Genomic DNA, 15,637 nt, shown 5'->3' with positions numbered 1-15,637 from the left:
GCATTCGTGCCTATCTGTTGGCCCGCAGGGGACCTTCAAGGGATGTTGCGGATCATTGCTCATGCCGCGCTGCTCGCCGGCGCGCTCGCGCTCGGTGCCTGTGGCTTTGCCGACAGCCGCGCGCCGGTGCCGGAGTTCATGCGCATGAACGAGGCCGAGCAGCCGCCGCCCGAGCCGCCCCCGGACGTCAAGCGCCTGGTGCGCGAGCAGATCGACGTCGTCTTCCTCGCCACCTCCTATCCGCGCGAGGTGCACGTCGCCCCGCCTCATCGCGAGGTGCGAGGGCCGGGCTGGACGGCCTGCGTCCGCGCGCAGCTCACCTCCGCGACCGGCACGCCGCTTGGCGCCCAGACCTACATCGTGACCATCAACGGCGGAAAGGTCGTCGACCGCCGGCGGGCGGACGCCGACGACATCTGCGGGACCGAGACTTACGAGCCGATCTAGGAACAAATTGCTGTAACGAAGCTGCGGTTCCGGGAAAAACCAGCATCGCGGACGGGAACGATCACCGCCTCCCCTTCTTGTTACCGCCGAGGGCAGTTTCGAGGAGGACATGATGAGGATGTTGACTATTGCGCTGTTGGCGGGTGTCGGTGCTTTGGCAGCCGCATCGGGTGCGAAGGCTTCCGATATCTATACGAGCAGCGAGTACACCAATCCGGATCTCGTCCAGCAGGTACGACTTGTCTGTGACGACGCTGGCCGCTGCTATCGGACGCGCGGCGGTTCGCGCGTGATCGTGCGGGATTCCTATAACTACATGCCGCGCGAGCGCTATTACGAGCGTCGGACCTATCATCGCGATTGGGATGACGGACCGCGCGCCGGCGTCGGCATTCGCGCACCTGGCGTCAGCGTCGGCGTCGGTGTCGACGACCGCTGGTAATCCATGAACGCTTGATGGCCGGGACCGGACGAGACGACTCGCCCGGTCCCTTCATATCAGGTTTCGTGCGGATCGGCCGGCGTCGTGACGCGCGCCCTCGATGGCAAATGCGCGGTGAACCGCGCAAGCAACATGCCGGCAAACATCGCCGCGACGAAAATGAGGGCGGAGCTCGAGCCAAATCCGAGCGCCGTCAGCGCCGGTCCCGGGCAGAACCCCGCCAATCCCCAGCCAATGCCGAAGATCGCCGGACCAACCACTATTCTCCGATCGACGTCTGCTCGCGTGGGAAGAGAAAATCGCTCGGCGAAAAATGGACGTCCCAGCCTCAGGACGCGATTGAACCCGACGAAAGTCACGGCCACAGCGCCGGCCATCACGAACGCAAGGCTCGGATCCCACGTCCCTGCCGGGATGCCGGCGGCATCGAGGAAATTCAAGACCTTTGCTGGATTCGACATTCCGGAGACGATGAGGCCGACGCCGAAGATCAGGCCGATCGCGAACTGAACGAAAATTGCCATCGCCGTCAGCTCCCGTGCCGCATCACGAAGACGGTCGCCATGCCTGCCGCCATGAAGACGATGGTCGCGACCAGCGAGCGCGCCGACAGCCGCGACAGGCCGCAGACGCCATGGCCGGACGTGCAACCGCTGCCCCACACTGCGCCAAATCCCGTCAGTAATCCCGCAACGATCAGCACCGGCGTTCCCGCCAGTATAGTCTGCTCCGGCAGGCCTCCGGTGGTGAGTCGAACCAGCACGGGCGCGAGGATGAGACCCGCGACGAAGGCGAGCCGGCCGGGGAATTCGCTATCCTCATAAGGCGGGAACAGCCGCGCCGCGATGCCGCTGACCCCGGCGATTCGTCCCGTCGCCCACATTAGAAGCACCGCGGACATTCCGATCAGCGCCCCGCCCAGAAGCGAGGCCAGCGGCGTGAAAGGTGTGGCGATCATCCTGATCCCTCCGGTCGAGCACCCCTCGCCCATCCGCTACAACCGGCGCAGTGCCGCCGGAATGTCAACGAGACGTTAACACGACCGCTCGAATTGACGCAGCATCCCAACGGTATCTTTCCAATCGTTGCGCTAAGCATGGCCGTAACGCGGCCTTGGCCTGCGTGAACGGGGAACGACGGGACGTGGTCGACATCGCGCAGCAGGCAGCGGTCAAGCCGCCATCGGCAAGGGATGCTGTGGCCGCGCGCGCGCTCGTTCCGCTCACCTCCATTGACCCCGGTCAATGGCGCGCGCTCGCGCAGCGGGCGGTCGAGCCGAACGGCTACTACTTGCCCGGCTGGGAGCTTGCCGTCAGCGCAACCGCGCGCGGCCGCAGCTCGGCCTCGGCACTGCCCGCATTCGACGGATCTTCGGCGCGGCTGATCGGACTGATGCCGGTGATCTCGCTGTGGCGCGCCTGGAAGATTCCCTTGCCCGCGCTGGTGAGCGCGCATCCCTATGGCACGCTGTGTAGCCCGCTGATCGACCGCGACGCCCCGATCGAGGCCGCTATGCGTCTGTTGCAGCAGGCGCGCGAGGCGGGAGCCCATGCGCTGGTGCTGAATGACATTGCGCTCGATGGCGCTGCGATGATCGCCCTCAATCAGGTTCTCAATCGCGACGGCCTGAGACCGCGCCTGCTCAGCTCCTACATCCGTGCCAGCCTCGATGCGACGCAAGACGGCGATGCGCTGCTGCGCGAAGCGCTCGGCGCCAGGAAGCTCAAGGAGCTGCGGCGCCAGCGCCATCGGCTCGAAGAAAACGGCGCGGTCGTGTTCGAGGTCGCGCGAGGGCGCGACGAGATCGGGCCCGCGCTGGAAACGTTCCTGCAGCTCGAGGCCAGCGGCTGGAAGGGCAAGCGCGGCACCGCGCTGATCCAGCATGCGGGCGATGCGACCTTCATCCGCCGCGCCGTCGCGGCGCTGGCGGAAACCGCGCAATGCGAGATCATCACGCTGCGCGCCGGCACGACACCGGTCGCCGCCGGCGTCGTGCTGCGCCATCAGGACCGCGCCTTCTTCTTCAAGCTCGGCATCGACGAGCGCTTTGCAAGATATTCGCCGGGCGTGCAGCTCACGCTCGACCTCACTCGCCATCTCTGCGCTGATCCGGCCATTGCCAGCGCGGATTCGATGGCCAGCGCCAACCACCCCATGATCAACCCGATCTGGCGCGGGCGCTTCGCAATCGGCGACGTGCTGGTCCCGCTGCGGCGGAATGATCCGGTCGTCGCGCTCATTCATGCCGCGCTGGCCGGCCTCAACGTCGCGCACCAGGCCGCGCGAGGCGTGGTCCATCGGCTCCGCAAATAAGAGAAAGCTACTCCGCCGCCTGCGCGTTGACCTCCGCCGAGACCTGGCGGATGGCGCGCGCGAGCAGGTTCGGATCCTGCGCGCCGGAGACGGCGTACTTCTGTGCGAACACATAGGTCGGCACGCCGGAGATGCCTTTCTCGGCGGCCTCCTGTGCGTCCGCCGAAACGCGCGCGACATCCTCGTCGGTGGCAAGGCGCTTGCGCACGTCGTCGGTATCGAGGCCAACATCGGCGGCTGCCTGCACCAGCACGTTGACCTCGGTGAGGTCGCCGCCGTCGCGGAAATAGAGCTCCATCAGGCGCTGCTTCATCTCGGGCGCCTTGCCGATCGCCTCGGCCCAGAGGATCAGGCGATGGCAATCGGTCGTGTTGGGCTGACGCGCCACGAGCTCAGGCCGGTAGACGAGCCCCTCCTCGCTTGCGGCCGCGACGACGCGCCCGGCAATGCCCTTATAGGCCTCGACCGAGCCGAACTTCTGGGTGAGATAGTCCTCGCGGCTGATGCCCTCGCGCGGCACCCAGGGATTGAGGAAGAAGGGCCGGAAATTGAGCTTGACCGGAACATCAGGCACGAGCGCCAACGCGCTCTCGATGCGGTGTTTGCCGATATAGCACCAGGGGCACACCACGTCGGAGACGACGTCGATCTGGAGCGGTTTCAGCGTGCTCATGGCGGCGCCTCCTTCGGGCAGTCTACGGGTCCGTCGGAAGATAAGCCGAACCAGAGGCCGCGCAAGGCGCCCATCCCGCATGGCTCACGACTTCACCTCTGCGGTTATTGTAGGAAACGCAACCCGCCCCGATACTCGCTGCACGATCGAACCAGCGGGAGACTGCAATGACAGCCATTTTCAGGCCGGAAGGTCATCAATTTCGGGCTACGGAGCATGCCGGCGGTCCGTGGTCGCCGGACATGTTGCAGGGAAGCGCTACCACCGCGCTGATGGCCCGTGAGGTCGAGCGGCTCGCAACCGAATCGGGCTTTGCGGTGCGGCGCCTGACCTTCGATCTCTGGCGACCGGCAGGCCTGCGCGCCTTCAGGACCACCACTGAACTGCTGCGCGACGGGCGCAAGGCCAAGACCGCGCAAGTGCGGCTGATGGACGGCGAGACCGAGATCGGCCGCTGCACGGCGCTGCTGACGGCGCAGAGCGGAGAATCGCCGGTCGATCCCTTCGCGGCGCCCGCAGCGCTCGACCAGGCGCCCGAGGCAGGCACGCCGCCGCCGGCCTTCGCGCAGAAATGGAGCCGCTATTTCCAGAATGTGTCGGTGCGGCTGATCGAGGGCGCACTGGAGAAGCCGGGTCCGGCCGCCGCCTGGATGCGGCTCGACGCCGCGCTGGTCGAAGGCGAGCCGAACACGCCGCTGCTCCAGGCGGTGCAGGCCGCTGACTTCTCCAGCGGCGTCGCGCAGATGGTCGATATGCGCCAATGGACCTTCATCAATCCCGAGATCAGCCTCTATTTCGTCCGGCCGCCGGAGGGCGAATGGATCCTGATCCGCGCGGCGACGGGCGTCGGCGCCAACGGCGCGGGCCTGACCACGGCGACGCTGAGCGATCGCAACGGTCCGTTTGCCGAGGTGATGCAGGCCCTGAGCTTCGAGCGGCGTGAGGCCGTGCAGGCTCAGGCGTCCTGAGACGCAAGCGCGATCAGCGTCGTCTCGGACCCTGCATCCGTCGGCATGAACATCTCGACACGAAGCTCCTGGAGCGTGACGTCCTGCGGTGTGCCGAGCGTCAGGACCGCACCGATCAGGCCGATGCCGACCTCACCTTTGCGCAGGCGCACCTCGCACAACGGCCCCGGCACGGCCTCGTCCTCGAGTTGAGGCGCCGGCAGCTCCGGCAAGCGCATCAATTCGCGCCAGGTCGATTGCAGGGCATCGTCGAGCGGGGCGGCCATCGCTTCATGACGCGCCCGCGACAACAGCGCTGCCGCGACAATTGGCCAGTTCTCGACGAACGGCTTGAGCTCGTCGGGCGCGAGGAACATGCGCATATGGTTGAGCGGACGCTGCATACGTTCAGAGCCAAGCAGCATCGTCATCAGACGCGAGGCCGCGCGGTTGGCCTGTTTCACGTTCCAGCGCCGGTCGGTGACGATCGCGGGAAATGGCTCGTGACGGCTGAGCAGAAGATCGATGGCACGCCGCGCATCGGCAAGCTCGGGCGCGGCGAGGTCGCGCTCGCCATATTGCCGCGCGAAGCCGCCGGCCTCGAGCAGCGCATTGCGGTCGCGCAGCGACAAATCGAGCGCGGAGGCGAGCTGGAGGAGGATGTCCCGACTGGCCGCCGCCTTGCCGGTCTCGACATGACTGAGATGCTTGACAGAGATGCCGGCCTCGAACGCCAGCTCCGCCTGGCTAAACGCACGGCGCATGCGCCAGGCGCGCAGGAGATTGCCGACCGGATTGGCCGGCCGCAAGGACCGGGACGAGCGTGTATCCATCCGCCGATTATGCGGGCCCTCGTGCACCCTGTAAACGCGGCTAAGAAAGTGTGGCCGCCATCTGCTTCAGCCGCTCGGCAGTGCGCTCGTCCGCCGGGAAGAAGGTCTCCAGCGCCAGCTCCGACAGAGTGATGTCGACGGGCGTGCCGAACACCATGGTGGTGGAAAAGAAGCTCAGGATCTCACCCTGGTGGCGCAGCTTGAACGGGATCGCGACATTGTCGCTCGGCAGCGGCGCCGCACGCGCCGGGATGGGGTAGCTTTTTAGATCGTTATACAACTTGATCAGTTCAGGATCGGCGGTCGCCTCGCATTGCCGGTGCAGCCGCTCGAGCAGATGCCCGCACCATTCCGCAAGATTGACGGTACGCGGCCCCAGCGCCTCGGGATGAAAGGCAAGTCGCAACACGTTCAAGGGCTGGCCGAGCAGATGCTGCGGGATGCCGTCGAGCAGCGGCGCCACCATGCGGTTGGACGAGACCAGGTTCCAATGCCGGTCCACCGCCAGTGCCGGATTGGGCTCATGTGCCTTGAGGACGATGTCGATCGCCTGGCGGGCTGATGTCAAGGCGGGATCCTCCAGCGGGCGCTGCGGGAACGCCGGCGCATAGCCGGCCGCGACCAGCAGCACGTTGCGTTCGCGCAAGGGCACGTCGAGGCGCTCGGCGAGCCTGAGCACCATGTCGCGCGAGGGCGCGGCGCGGCCGGTCTCGACGAAGCTCAAATGGCGCGCGGAGATCTCGGCCTCGCCGGCGAGATCGAGCTGGCTCATGCGGCGGCGCTGCCGCCATTCTCGCAAATGGTCGCCGATATGGACCGGTTGGCTGCGCTCAGTACGTGCCGTGGATGCATGTGCGTTCATGATCGAAAACCTAGCATGCGAATTTCGGCCCTTCCATTACCCGCGAGGTAATCGAATTGAGGCGCGGACGCGCGCATCGTCGGTCGCAACAGGAGATGACCATGATCGCGCTGCTGCTCTACCGGACCATCGCTGACCACGTCTTGCCCTGGGCCATGGCCTTCGCAACCCGGATGCTGGCGGGCAGCCTCAACGTCCCGGAGCCGCTCGTGCATTCGACCGGCGACTATGTCGTCGCGCAGGTCATCGCCTTCGAGCACGGCGTCGGCAGGAGCCTGTGCCCGTTCCGCCTCGCCCGCCTCGTCCGCGCCTGGTGGCGCGGATTGCGGTGATGTCCCTCGACCTCAACCAAGGAGAACCACGATGATCGAAGCGTCCACTTTCCTGCGCCGTGCACTGCTCGCCGATGCCGTCTTCAGCGGCGTCGCCGCGCTGGGTTTCACTTTCGGCGCGAGCACGTTCGCCTCGCTGTTCAACCTTCCCGAAGCGCTGCTGGGTGAGACCGGCCTCTTCCTGATTGCCTACACCGTACTGGTCGGCTGGCTCGCCGCGCGTGCATCTGTTTCCAAGGCGCTCGTGCTGCTGGTCGTGATCGGCAACGCGGCCTGGACGGTCGGCAGCATCGCGCTGCTGCTTTCAGGCGCGGTGTCGCCGAACCTCATGGGCGAGCTGATGGTTGTGGCGCAAGCCATCGCGACCGGCGTGTTCGCGGAGTTGCAATATGTGGGGTTGCGGAGGAGCGCGAGTGCGGTGGCGGCGTGACCTACCGATCACTGCCATTCGGGGCTGGTGCGGCAGCACCAGAGACCCGGAATCTCGAGATTCTCAGGTGCGCAAGGGCGCACCCTAGTTCGCTGCGCACCGCCCCGGAATCTTGGATTCCTACGCCCGCGCGCGGCCGTTCGTCTTGGCGACGGCGTGACCGTTGAGCTGGTTCTTTTTGGGAGCCTTCTTTTTCGCACTCTTGGCGCCCGCCTTCGCGGCCTTGCGCTCGGCCCGCGCCTTCGCCTTGGTGCGTTGGGCCCGCGCCTCGGCGCGCAGCTTCTTGCGCTTCTTCTCGCAGGAATCGCACTTGCAGCCGATCGGCTTCAGATAGGCTTTGAAATAGTCGGTGCCGTAGTCGTAGTTGATCTCGTCGCCCGGCTCGATGTTCTTGATGGCGCGGATGAAGACCTTGCGCTCGCGCGGGCGGACGTCGGACTCGGCGTTGGGCCGGCAGGAATGATTGATGTAACGGGCGAGATTCTTGCGCACCGATCCGTCGATGGTCCAGCGCCCGTTGAGCTCGAACAGATATTTGTTCTCGATCTCGTCGTGCGCCGGAATCCGCGAGTCCAGGATCGGCCCGAAATAGCGGATGATCCGGGTGCCCTTCTTGATCGGCTTGGTGGCAAAGAGGCCGAGCCCTGTCTTGGAACGGCCGACGCGATAAGGTTTGTTCGAGGATATGGCTGGCATGATCAAGAGAACGAGGACGCGAACGGGGCCGGAGCGGCCCAGGCGAGCCGCTCTTCTAGAACGATTCCGCGCCGCTGTCAGGTGCCTGGAGGCGCTTTTGAACCTTGCCCACAGTCAAGACGTCTGATGCTACGAAGTTCCAGCTGCATCGAAGCGTCATCATGATCCGCATCGTCACCACATGCCTATCCGTGTTGCTGATATGCGCCGCCGTCAATTGGGCCTGCGCCGAGTCCGTGGGCGGCATCTACACCTCGACCGCGCCGAAAGATTGCCGCCAGATCGGTAAGCCCAGCGCGCTCGACGGCAGCACCATGCGGGTCTGTCCGGGCAAGTCCGGCCTCGTAGTGCTGATCGCCGAGGATGATCTTCGCGAGGTCGTCTCGGTCGGCCGCAATCGCAAGGAAGCGGCCGAGGAGCCGGCGGCCAAAGTTTGGTTCGCTCCCTTCAATTCATCGGACACGACTGTCGAATGGCGAGCTGCGGGCGCCAAGCCATTTGCGATCATTCAGCGCTGGCACATCGCCGACAGCAGCGATCCCGACAAGCAGGGGCGGCCGAACACCAAAGCCATGCTGGTCGTGACCCGGCTGCCGCCGGGTCCGGTCTGTCACGTCGCCTATGTCGATGCGATCGCGAATCCCACCGCCAATGAGCTCGCGCGCAAGGCCGCCGACGATTTCGCCCGCGGCTTCAGGTGCGGCAAGGACGAGGTCAAGATCATCGGCACAAGAGGCCGCGCCGTCGAGCTCGCGACCATGCGCTAGGTCTTCGCCGGGGGCAAACAGCCGCCAGGCGGCAATTTCGTGGTCACGGGCGACGTCAGCATCGCCTCGAGCAGCCGTTCGGCCGTCGTTCCCTCGGGCAACCTCTCCAGGATATCTTCGAGCCGGCCATCGAGCAGCAGCATGGTGAAGCCGTGCACCAGCGACCAGGCCCGCGCGATCGCCGCGCCCTGGTTCAAGGTCAGCGCATCGCCGCTGATCTGCTCCTGGCGCATCATGCCGACGGCATTGGCGAGCCCGGCAAAGGAGGCTTCGGCCGCCTCGCGCAGCGAGGGCCTGGAATAATCGAGCCGCTCGGTGCGAAACATGATGCCGTACATGCCGGGATGCGCCTGCGCATAGGCAACATAGGCTTTCGGCCGCGCCAGTGCGTGTTCAAGCGGCGTGGACGCGGCATCGGATGAAGCTGCCATCGCCGCGTTGAATTGGCGGAAGCCGACCGCCGCGAGCTCGCTGAGCAGGCCCGTGAGGTCTCCGAAATGATGGGTGGGAGCGGCGTGCGAGACGCCCGCCTCGCGTGCCACCGCGCGCAATGTCAGGCCGGCAAGCCCGTCGCGCTCCAGCACCCGTTCGGCGGCCTCGAGCAACGCCTCCCGCAGAGCGCCGTGATGATAGGGTGTCTCAGCCTTCGCAACTGCCGGGCGCCGCGCGAGACGCGGCAAGACGTGCGAGGTCGACGATGTCTTCTTCGGGGGGCGTAGGCCGCGCGCCGCCCTGGTTTCGCTTTTGCCCATGCTCAAGCTATAAGGCGCCATATTGACAGTGTAAAGATTTCCCTTGACCGCAACGGCAATCGGCACTATCTGATCTTTACGATGTAAAGATAGGGAAGGATACGCGTGCAGCAGGACGTCGTCACCGAGCAGCGCAACAATATCGCGCCAATTCCCTTCGAAGCCGACGCGGCGTACCTCAAGCTCATCGGCGAATTGCCGCGCGAGTTGAACGGCACGCTCTATCGCAACGGCCCCAATCCGCAGTTCTCGTCGCCCGGTGCGCACTGGTTTGTGGGCGACGGCATGCTGCACGCCTTCCACCTCGAGAACGCACGCGCGAGCTACCGCAACCGCTGGGTCCGCACGCCGAAATGGCTGGCCGAGCACGACGCCGGCCGCGCTTTGTTCGGCGGCTTCGGCCGCAAGCTGCCGGATGCCCCGGCGGATCTCTCTGACGGCGGCGTCGCCAACACCAACATCATCTTCCATGCCGGCAAGCTGCTGGCGCTGGAAGAAGCACACCTGCCGACCGAGATCGAGCCGGGTACGCTGGCAACGCGCGGCTATCACAACTACCAAGGCCGCATCGCCGGCAGCTTCACGGCGCATCCGAAGATCGATCCTGTGACCGGCGAACTCGTATTCTTCGGGTACAATGCGGCGGGACCGCTGACCCCTGCCCTCTCCTACGGAGCGATCGATGCGTCAGGACGGGCGACGCGCTTCGAGCGTTTCGAGGCGCCCTATGCCAGCATGGTGCACGACTTCATCGTTACCGCGAACCATGTGCTGTTTCCGATCCTCCCCATCACCGGCAGCATGGAACGCGCGATGAGCGGACGACCGCCCTATGCCTGGGAGCCGGACAAGGGCGCCTATGTCGGCGTGATGAAGCGCAACGGTACGGCAAAGGATATCGTCTGGTTTCGAGCTGAGGCCTGCTACGTCTTCCACGTCATGAATGCGTGGGAGGACGATCAGCGCATCATCGCCGACGTCATGCAGTTCGAGGAGCCGCCGTTGTTTCCGCGTCCCGACGGTCGGCCGACAGATCCGGAGAAGTCGCGCGCCCGCCACTGCCGTTGGACGTTCGATCTTTCGGGAAAAACCGACCGCTTCCAGCAGACTTATCTCGACGATCTCACCGGCGAATTCCCCCGCATCGACGATCGCCGCGCCGGACTGAAGAGCCGCCACGGCTGGTATGCCTGCGCCAATCCGCGGCTGCCGATGTTCGACGCGCTCTCAGGCATCGTCCATGTCGACGGCAGCGGTAGACGGCTCGGCCATTATCTGCTGCCGGCCGGCGACACCATCTCCGAGCCGGTGTTCGTCGAACGATCGAAGGATGCGGCCGAGGGCGACGGCTGGCTGCTCGCATTGGTCTGGCGCGCGCGAGAGAACCGCAGCGACCTCGCCGTGTTCAACGCCACCGATGTCGAGGCCGGTCCCGTCGCGCTTGTCCAGCTCGGCCACCGCGTGCCCGACGGCTTTCACGGCAATTGGGTTGGGGCGGCGTAACGCCCTCCTCGTCATTCCGGGCGCGCACTCGGCGAGGCCGGCATGACGGCGCGGATGCATCACCAAGAGGTTCCACATGCACGTGCCCTCGATCACAGCAGCCTGCCTCGCCGTTCTCGCTCTCTCCTGCGCCGCGCTCGCATTCGAGATGATCCGGCTGAAGCGAAGCAGCCATACCATCTTCAACGGCGGCATCTTGCTCGCCGCGGCTCTTTTGAGCGCCGCAGCGGCGCCGATCCTGTCGCGCCTCCCCTGGGCGGAATTGGCCGAGGAGGCGTCCGAACAAGCCACTGCAGCAATTCATCTTCTAGAGGCCGCCTTCGTCATTTTGACACTGTAAAGATTTCGCTTGACCCAATTTTCGCGTTCGGCTACGTATCTTGACGTTGTAAAGATTCGGCCTGACGAGGTGGCATATGGCGATTTTCCTGATCCTCGCGCCCTACGCCGTCTTCGCGTTGCTGATGCTGGTGACCTCGGCGACGATCAGCGTGTTCGCGGCCTCCGCGATCTGCCTCGCCACCGTTGCAATCGATGTCGCGCGCGGCCGCTCGGTGAAGATCCTGGCTGCAGGCTCGGCGACCGTGTTCGCCGCAATCGGCCTCTATCTCGCGCTGGTCGATCCCGGGCTCGGCACGCTCGGGGTCAAGCTGTCGGTCGATATCGGCATCTTCGTCATTTCACTCGGCTCGATGCTGGCCCGCCGTCCCTTCACACTGCAATATGCGCTTGAATCGGTCCCGGCCGAAACCGCGGCAATCCCTGGCTTCCTTTACGCCAATTACGTCATAACCGGCGCCTGGACCGCAGCCGCGCTGTTGATGGCCGGCGCCAATCTCGTGCTGCTCTACGTCCCCGGGCTGCCGCTCTGGTCGAGTGTTGCGGTCGCCTTCGCCGCCCGCAACAGCGCAATCTACTTCACAAAGTGGTATCCCGAGTATCGCCAGATCAAGTACGGTACGCCCGCCCGCGCATTGCCCAGCGCCCGCTGAACAGGATCGACGATGAAGGACGTATTCGCTCGCCTCGCCTCCGACCTCTTTTCCGCCATCGTCTTCCTCGCCGTCTACCTCATCACCGATAACGTCATCCTGGCGACATCGGTGGCGATCGCCGGCGCGATCGCGCAGGTGATCTATGCCCGCGTCAAGGGGCAGCAGCTCAACTACATGACTTATGCGAGCCTCGCGCTCGTTGTTGGACTGGGCGCGATCACACTCTTGACCAATGATCCCCGCTTCATGCTGGCAAAGCCTGCGATCGCGCATTTCGCGATCGGACTCATCATGCTCAAGCGCGGCTGGATGCTGCGCTACATGCCGCCGATCGTCGTCGAGACCGTTCCGGAATATGTGACGGCTGCGGGCTATGCCTGGGCGGTGCTGATGTTCGCGATCGGCGTCGGCGTGATCGCCGTCGCCTCGACCGGCGATCTGAAGCTGTGGGCGTTCTATCTCACCGTCGTCGCGGGCGGCGCCAAGATCCTGGCATTTGCCGTGCAATACGTCGTTCTGCGCCTCATCGTCACCAGCCGCCGGCGCGCCGCTGCCCGCGCCTAATTGCCCCATCGGAGCGTTAGGCAGGAGCTGCGAGTTGGGTTATAGGCTCGCCACAGGACTGGCCGCGGATCGTCGCGGCCCGCCGGGATTTGTTCGGGAGACGGGAATGGCCGTGGACGGCAACTGGAATCTGACCATGACGACGCCGATGGGCGAGCGCCAGGCGACGCTCAGCCTGAAGGCCGCGGGCGGCACGCTCACGGGCACGCAGGGTGCGGAAGGTAGTACCGCCGAGATTTTCGACGGCAACGTCAGCGGCGACAACGTCTCCTGGAAGGTCTCGATCACCAATCCGATGCCGCTCACGCTCGAATTCACCGGCACCGTCTCGGGCGACAGCATCAGTGGCGAGATGGGCATCGGCCCGATGGGTAGCTTCCCGTTTACGGGCACGCGCGCTTAAGGCCGGTCTGCCGTCCGCTGACAGCGACAGGGCGCGCCTAAGCTTTCCGCATCGTCATGGCCGGGACTGCCTCGGCCATTCACGTGCTCGCGGCAGCAAGAAAGATCCGTGCAATCCCGGGCATCACGGACTTCCGTAAGGGCACATGCACGCTCACGAGCGCGCAAGCAGGGTGAAGCCGCTAGCCCAAATTCAATTCCTTGAAGAAATCATTCCCCTTGTCGTCGATGATGATGAACGCCGGGAAGTCGACGACTTCGATGCGCCAGATCGCTTCCATGCCGAGCTCGGGATATTCGAGCACCTCGACCTTCTTGATGCAGTGCTCGGCAAGGTTCGCCGCGGCCCCGCCGATCGAGCCGAGATAGAAGCCACCATATTTCTTGCAGGCCTCGCGCACGGCCGGAGCACGGTTGCCTTTCGCCACCATCACCATCGAACCGCCCGCAGCTTGGAATTGGTCGACGAAGGAATCCATGCGGCCTGCGGTGGTCGGGCCGAACGCGCCGGAGGCATAGCCTTCGGGCGTCTTGGCTGGTCCGGCGTAATAGACCGGATGGTTCTTGAAATAGTCCGGCAGCGGCTCGCCCCTCTCCAGCCGCTCGCGCAGCTTGGCATGCGCGGAATCGCGCGCGACGATCATGGTGCCGGTCATCGAGACCCGCGTCTTGATCGGGTACTTGGAGAACGTCGCCAGAATGTCCTTCATGGGCTGGTTGAGATCGATCTTGACGACCTCGCCGCCGAGCGACTGCTCCACCTGCGGCAGGTATTGCGCCGGGTTGTGCTCGAGCTCCTCGAGATAAACGCCATCCTTCGTGATCTTGCCGAGCACCTGGCGGTCGGCCGAGCAGGACACGCCAAGCCCGATCGGCAGCGAAGCGCCATGACGCGGCATCCGGATCACGCGCACGTCGTGGCAGAAATATTTTCCGCCGAACTGCGCGCCCACCCCCAAGCTTTGCGTCATCTTGTGGATTTCCTTCTCCATCTCGACGTCCCGGAAGGCATTTCCGTCGGGCGAGCCGTGGGTCGGCAGCGCGTCGAGATAGCGGGCGGAGGCGAGCTTCACCGTCTTCATGCAGAGCTCGGCCGAGGTGCCGCCGATCACGATGGCGAGGTGATAGGGCGGGCACGCCGCGGTGCCGAGCGTCAGGATCTTTTCCTTCAGAAACGCGAGGAGCCGGTCCTTGGTCAGGACGGACGGCGTGGCCTGGAACAGAAAACTTTTGTTGGCGGAGCCGCCGCCCTTTGCCATGAACATGAACTTGTAGGCGTCGTCACCCTCGGCGTAGATCTCGCACTGCGCCGGCATGTTGTTGGCGGTGTTCTTCTCTTCAAACATCGAGAGCGGGGCGACCTGCGAGTAGCGCAGATTGCGGCGCAAGTAAGCATCGCGCGCGCCCTCCGACAGCGCCGCCTCGTCGTCACCGTCGGTGATGACGTTGCAGCCCTTCTTGCCCATAATGATCGCGGTGCCGGTGTCCTGGCACATCGGCAGCACGCCGCCCGCGGCAATGTTGGCGTTTTTCAAAAAGTCGAGGGCAACGAACTTGTCGTTCGGGCTCGCCTCGCCGTCCTCCAGGATCGCGCGAAGCTGCTTCAGATGGCCCGGCCGCAGGTAATGGTTGATGTCGCCGAAAGCGGCCTCCGACAGCGCCCGCAGCGCCTCGCGCGAAACCACCAGCATGTCCTTGCCCAGAACCTTCTCAACCCTGATACCCTCGGACGAGATCTTCTTGTAGGGCGTCTCGTCCTTGCCCAGCGGGAACAGCGGGGTGTGCTTGTAGGGCGGCACGGGTTTTGACTCGTCGGGAAAGGCAGTGGGAGCGTTCATAGCGGATCTCGGGGTTTGTGGCCTCATAGGCCCTCGGCATAGAGGCGTTCTAAGCCCATTTTGGACGGAAAAGAAAGGGACCGGGGCGCATGGGAGAGGGTGGCTAGGGGCTCGGGAAGGCATTGGCACAGCACGTGGAAAGGCCGGCGCCCACCCTTGCGCTTCGCGCCCGCCGACGCTTGAATGCACGCCGCAAGGGGCTTTTCATCATGACATTGAACTTGAACCTCCGCGGCGCGATCCTGGTCGCCGCCGCCATCACCGGCCTTGTGGCTCTCACCTTCCCCGCGCGCGCCGACCGCTGCGACGACAGCGCCAAGGAGCTGGCGAACCAGATCGATCGACTTAAGGTGAATTTCCGGGCCGCCAACATCGTCTATTTGACGCACCCGGCGGCCAAGGACCTGTCCGTTGGCTGCCGCGGCGACAAATATTCGATCGAGCTCTATGCCAAGGGCGATCGCAAGCCCAAGCCAGAGTTCTATGCGCTGGTGGGGTCGATGGCGGCGATCGTCTTCACCGTGACGAAGGACGACACCACCACGGGCGCGACACGCTGCCTGAAGCGGATGGGCCTGTTGCGCGGCGACAAGATCAGCATGCGCTACCGGCGGCTCAACATGGAATGCAGCCGCACCAAGTCGGACGCGTCCATCGCGATCACGCGCGGCAAGGACGAATAGGCGGAGCCTTGCACGCTCTTGCCCGCGGCGCGAGCATCACGATGTTGCTCGCCACACGTCGTCATTGCTGTGCATGTTCACTAATTCGCTGATTGGATCGCTCCAGCGGAGGACGATCCGATGCGCGACAACAGCTATGACCGGACGATTGAGCGCAA

21 protein-coding genes are annotated in these 15,637 nt (G+C 64.9%); 13 read left to right on the top strand and 8 right to left on the bottom strand.

All coding sequences use genetic code 11. From position 1 onward, the window contains the following. Positions 1 to 42 precede the first annotated feature (42 nt). Positions 43 to 447 carry a hypothetical protein gene (locus tag IVA91_RS04850; protein WP_247418750.1) on the top strand — a complete coding sequence of 135 codons (405 nt, stop codon included), beginning with the start codon at positions 43 to 45 and terminating at the stop codon, positions 445 to 447. Positions 448 to 556: 109 nt separating this feature from the next. Beyond that, positions 557 to 889 (top strand): hypothetical protein, encoded by a 333-nt coding sequence (locus IVA91_RS04845; protein ID WP_247280659.1) that lies wholly within the window; start codon positions 557 to 559, stop codon positions 887 to 889. A 56-nt stretch (positions 890 to 945) separates the two neighbouring features. Here IVA91_RS04845 and IVA91_RS04840 read toward each other — a convergent pair whose 3' ends face one another. Both IVA91_RS04840 and IVA91_RS04835 read right to left on the bottom strand, forming a co-directional pair. After that, positions 946 to 1,413, bottom strand: a complete 468-nt coding sequence (locus IVA91_RS04840) for a YeeE/YedE family protein (protein ID WP_247451530.1) — start codon at positions 1,411 to 1,413, stop codon at positions 946 to 948. Between the two features lie 5 nt (positions 1,414 to 1,418). Then, entirely contained in the window at positions 1,419 to 1,847 is a 429-nt protein-coding gene (locus tag IVA91_RS04835) for a YeeE/YedE family protein (RefSeq protein ID WP_247418748.1), read from the bottom strand. Positions 1,848 to 2,032: 185 nt separating this feature from the next. On the opposite strand from IVA91_RS04835, the gene IVA91_RS04830 reads away from it, so the two are divergent. Continuing rightward, on the top strand, positions 2,033 to 3,202 hold the full coding sequence (locus IVA91_RS04830) for a GNAT family N-acetyltransferase (protein ID WP_247280656.1): 1,170 nt from the start codon (positions 2,033 to 2,035) through the stop codon (positions 3,200 to 3,202). 7 nt (positions 3,203 to 3,209) lie between these two features. Here the strand turns inward: IVA91_RS04830 and IVA91_RS04825 are convergent, their stop codons facing one another. Further along, positions 3,210 to 3,875, bottom strand: a complete 666-nt coding sequence (locus IVA91_RS04825) for a DsbA family oxidoreductase (protein ID WP_247418746.1) — start codon at positions 3,873 to 3,875, stop codon at positions 3,210 to 3,212. A 167-nt stretch (positions 3,876 to 4,042) separates the two neighbouring features. Between IVA91_RS04825 and IVA91_RS04820 the strand changes: the two genes are divergently transcribed. Beyond that, positions 4,043 to 4,843, top strand: coding sequence for a thioesterase family protein (locus IVA91_RS04820; protein ID WP_247418744.1), 801 nt, complete (start codon positions 4,043 to 4,045; stop codon positions 4,841 to 4,843). Here the strand turns inward: IVA91_RS04820 and IVA91_RS04815 are convergent. Together IVA91_RS04815 and IVA91_RS04810 are read right to left on the bottom strand one after the other, a co-directional pair. After that, positions 4,831 to 5,655: a helix-turn-helix transcriptional regulator gene (locus tag IVA91_RS04815; RefSeq protein ID WP_247418733.1), complete on the bottom strand. Its 825-nt coding sequence runs from the start codon at positions 5,653 to 5,655 to the stop codon at positions 4,831 to 4,833. The two genes, IVA91_RS04820 and IVA91_RS04815, sit on opposite strands and share 13 nt — an antisense overlap. 40 nt (positions 5,656 to 5,695) lie before the next feature. Then, on the bottom strand, positions 5,696 to 6,517 hold the full coding sequence (locus IVA91_RS04810) for a helix-turn-helix transcriptional regulator (protein WP_247418731.1): 822 nt from the start codon (positions 6,515 to 6,517) through the stop codon (positions 5,696 to 5,698). Between the two features lie 101 nt (positions 6,518 to 6,618). Between IVA91_RS04810 and IVA91_RS04805 the strand changes: the two genes are divergently transcribed. Together IVA91_RS04805 and IVA91_RS04800 are read left to right on the top strand one after the other, a co-directional pair. Next, on the top strand, positions 6,619 to 6,849 hold the full coding sequence (locus IVA91_RS04805) for a hypothetical protein (RefSeq protein ID WP_247418730.1): 231 nt from the start codon (positions 6,619 to 6,621) through the stop codon (positions 6,847 to 6,849). 31 nt (positions 6,850 to 6,880) lie between these two features. After that, positions 6,881 to 7,279: a hypothetical protein gene (locus IVA91_RS04800; RefSeq protein WP_247280650.1), complete on the top strand. Its 399-nt coding sequence runs from the start codon at positions 6,881 to 6,883 to the stop codon at positions 7,277 to 7,279. 120 nt (positions 7,280 to 7,399) lie between these two features. Here the strand turns inward: IVA91_RS04800 and IVA91_RS04795 are convergent, their stop codons facing one another. After that, positions 7,400 to 7,975 (bottom strand): SET domain-containing protein, encoded by a 576-nt coding sequence (locus IVA91_RS04795; protein WP_247280649.1) that lies wholly within the window; start codon positions 7,973 to 7,975, stop codon positions 7,400 to 7,402. Positions 7,976 to 8,136: 161 nt separating this feature from the next. Here IVA91_RS04795 and IVA91_RS04790 point away from each other — a divergent pair, with 161 nt between their 5' ends. Then, positions 8,137 to 8,742 carry a hypothetical protein gene (locus IVA91_RS04790; protein WP_247280648.1) on the top strand — a complete coding sequence of 202 codons (606 nt, stop codon included), beginning with the start codon at positions 8,137 to 8,139 and terminating at the stop codon, positions 8,740 to 8,742. Here IVA91_RS04790 and IVA91_RS04785 read toward each other — a convergent pair. Next, a complete protein-coding gene (locus IVA91_RS04785) occupies positions 8,739 to 9,494 on the bottom strand; it encodes a TetR-like C-terminal domain-containing protein (protein WP_247280761.1) in 756 nt (251 codons plus the stop codon). The two genes, IVA91_RS04790 and IVA91_RS04785, sit on opposite strands and share 4 nt — an antisense overlap. Before the next feature lie 105 nt (positions 9,495 to 9,599). On the opposite strand from IVA91_RS04785, the gene IVA91_RS04780 reads away from it, so the two are divergent. From IVA91_RS04780 to IVA91_RS04760, 5 genes are all read left to right on the top strand, one after another. Beyond that, on the top strand, positions 9,600 to 10,997 hold the full coding sequence (locus IVA91_RS04780; RefSeq protein WP_247418728.1) for a carotenoid oxygenase family protein: 1,398 nt from the start codon (positions 9,600 to 9,602) through the stop codon (positions 10,995 to 10,997). A gap of 76 nt (positions 10,998 to 11,073) precedes the next feature. After that, complete coding sequence (locus tag IVA91_RS04775) at positions 11,074 to 11,337, top strand: hypothetical protein (protein WP_247280646.1); 264 nt, start codon at positions 11,074 to 11,076, stop codon at positions 11,335 to 11,337. A 76-nt stretch (positions 11,338 to 11,413) separates the two neighbouring features. Next, positions 11,414 to 11,989, top strand: coding sequence for a hypothetical protein (locus IVA91_RS04770; RefSeq protein ID WP_247280645.1), 576 nt, complete (start codon positions 11,414 to 11,416; stop codon positions 11,987 to 11,989). 12 nt (positions 11,990 to 12,001) lie between these two features. Continuing rightward, positions 12,002 to 12,556 carry a septation protein IspZ gene (locus tag IVA91_RS04765; protein WP_247280644.1) on the top strand — a complete coding sequence of 185 codons (555 nt, stop codon included), beginning with the start codon at positions 12,002 to 12,004 and terminating at the stop codon, positions 12,554 to 12,556. Between the two features lie 106 nt (positions 12,557 to 12,662). Beyond that, complete coding sequence (locus IVA91_RS04760) at positions 12,663 to 12,959, top strand: hypothetical protein (protein ID WP_247280643.1); 297 nt, start codon at positions 12,663 to 12,665, stop codon at positions 12,957 to 12,959. A 181-nt stretch (positions 12,960 to 13,140) separates the two neighbouring features. Here IVA91_RS04760 and IVA91_RS04755 read toward each other — a convergent pair whose 3' ends face one another. Then, positions 13,141 to 14,796 (bottom strand): fumarate hydratase, encoded by a 1,656-nt coding sequence (locus IVA91_RS04755; protein ID WP_247280642.1) that lies wholly within the window; start codon positions 14,794 to 14,796, stop codon positions 13,141 to 13,143. A 209-nt stretch (positions 14,797 to 15,005) separates the two neighbouring features. Between IVA91_RS04755 and IVA91_RS04750 the strand changes: the two genes are divergently transcribed. After that, a complete protein-coding gene (locus tag IVA91_RS04750) occupies positions 15,006 to 15,479 on the top strand; it encodes a hypothetical protein (RefSeq protein ID WP_247418724.1) in 474 nt (157 codons plus the stop codon). The last annotated feature ends 158 nt before the right edge of the window (positions 15,480 to 15,637 follow it).

The sequence above is a fragment of the Bradyrhizobium sp. 153 genome (assembly GCF_023073835.1).
Classification (GTDB): domain Bacteria; phylum Pseudomonadota; class Alphaproteobacteria; order Rhizobiales; family Xanthobacteraceae; genus Bradyrhizobium.
The sequence above is the reverse complement of the archived record's forward strand: the minus strand, read 5'-3'. Positions and strand labels throughout refer to the sequence as shown.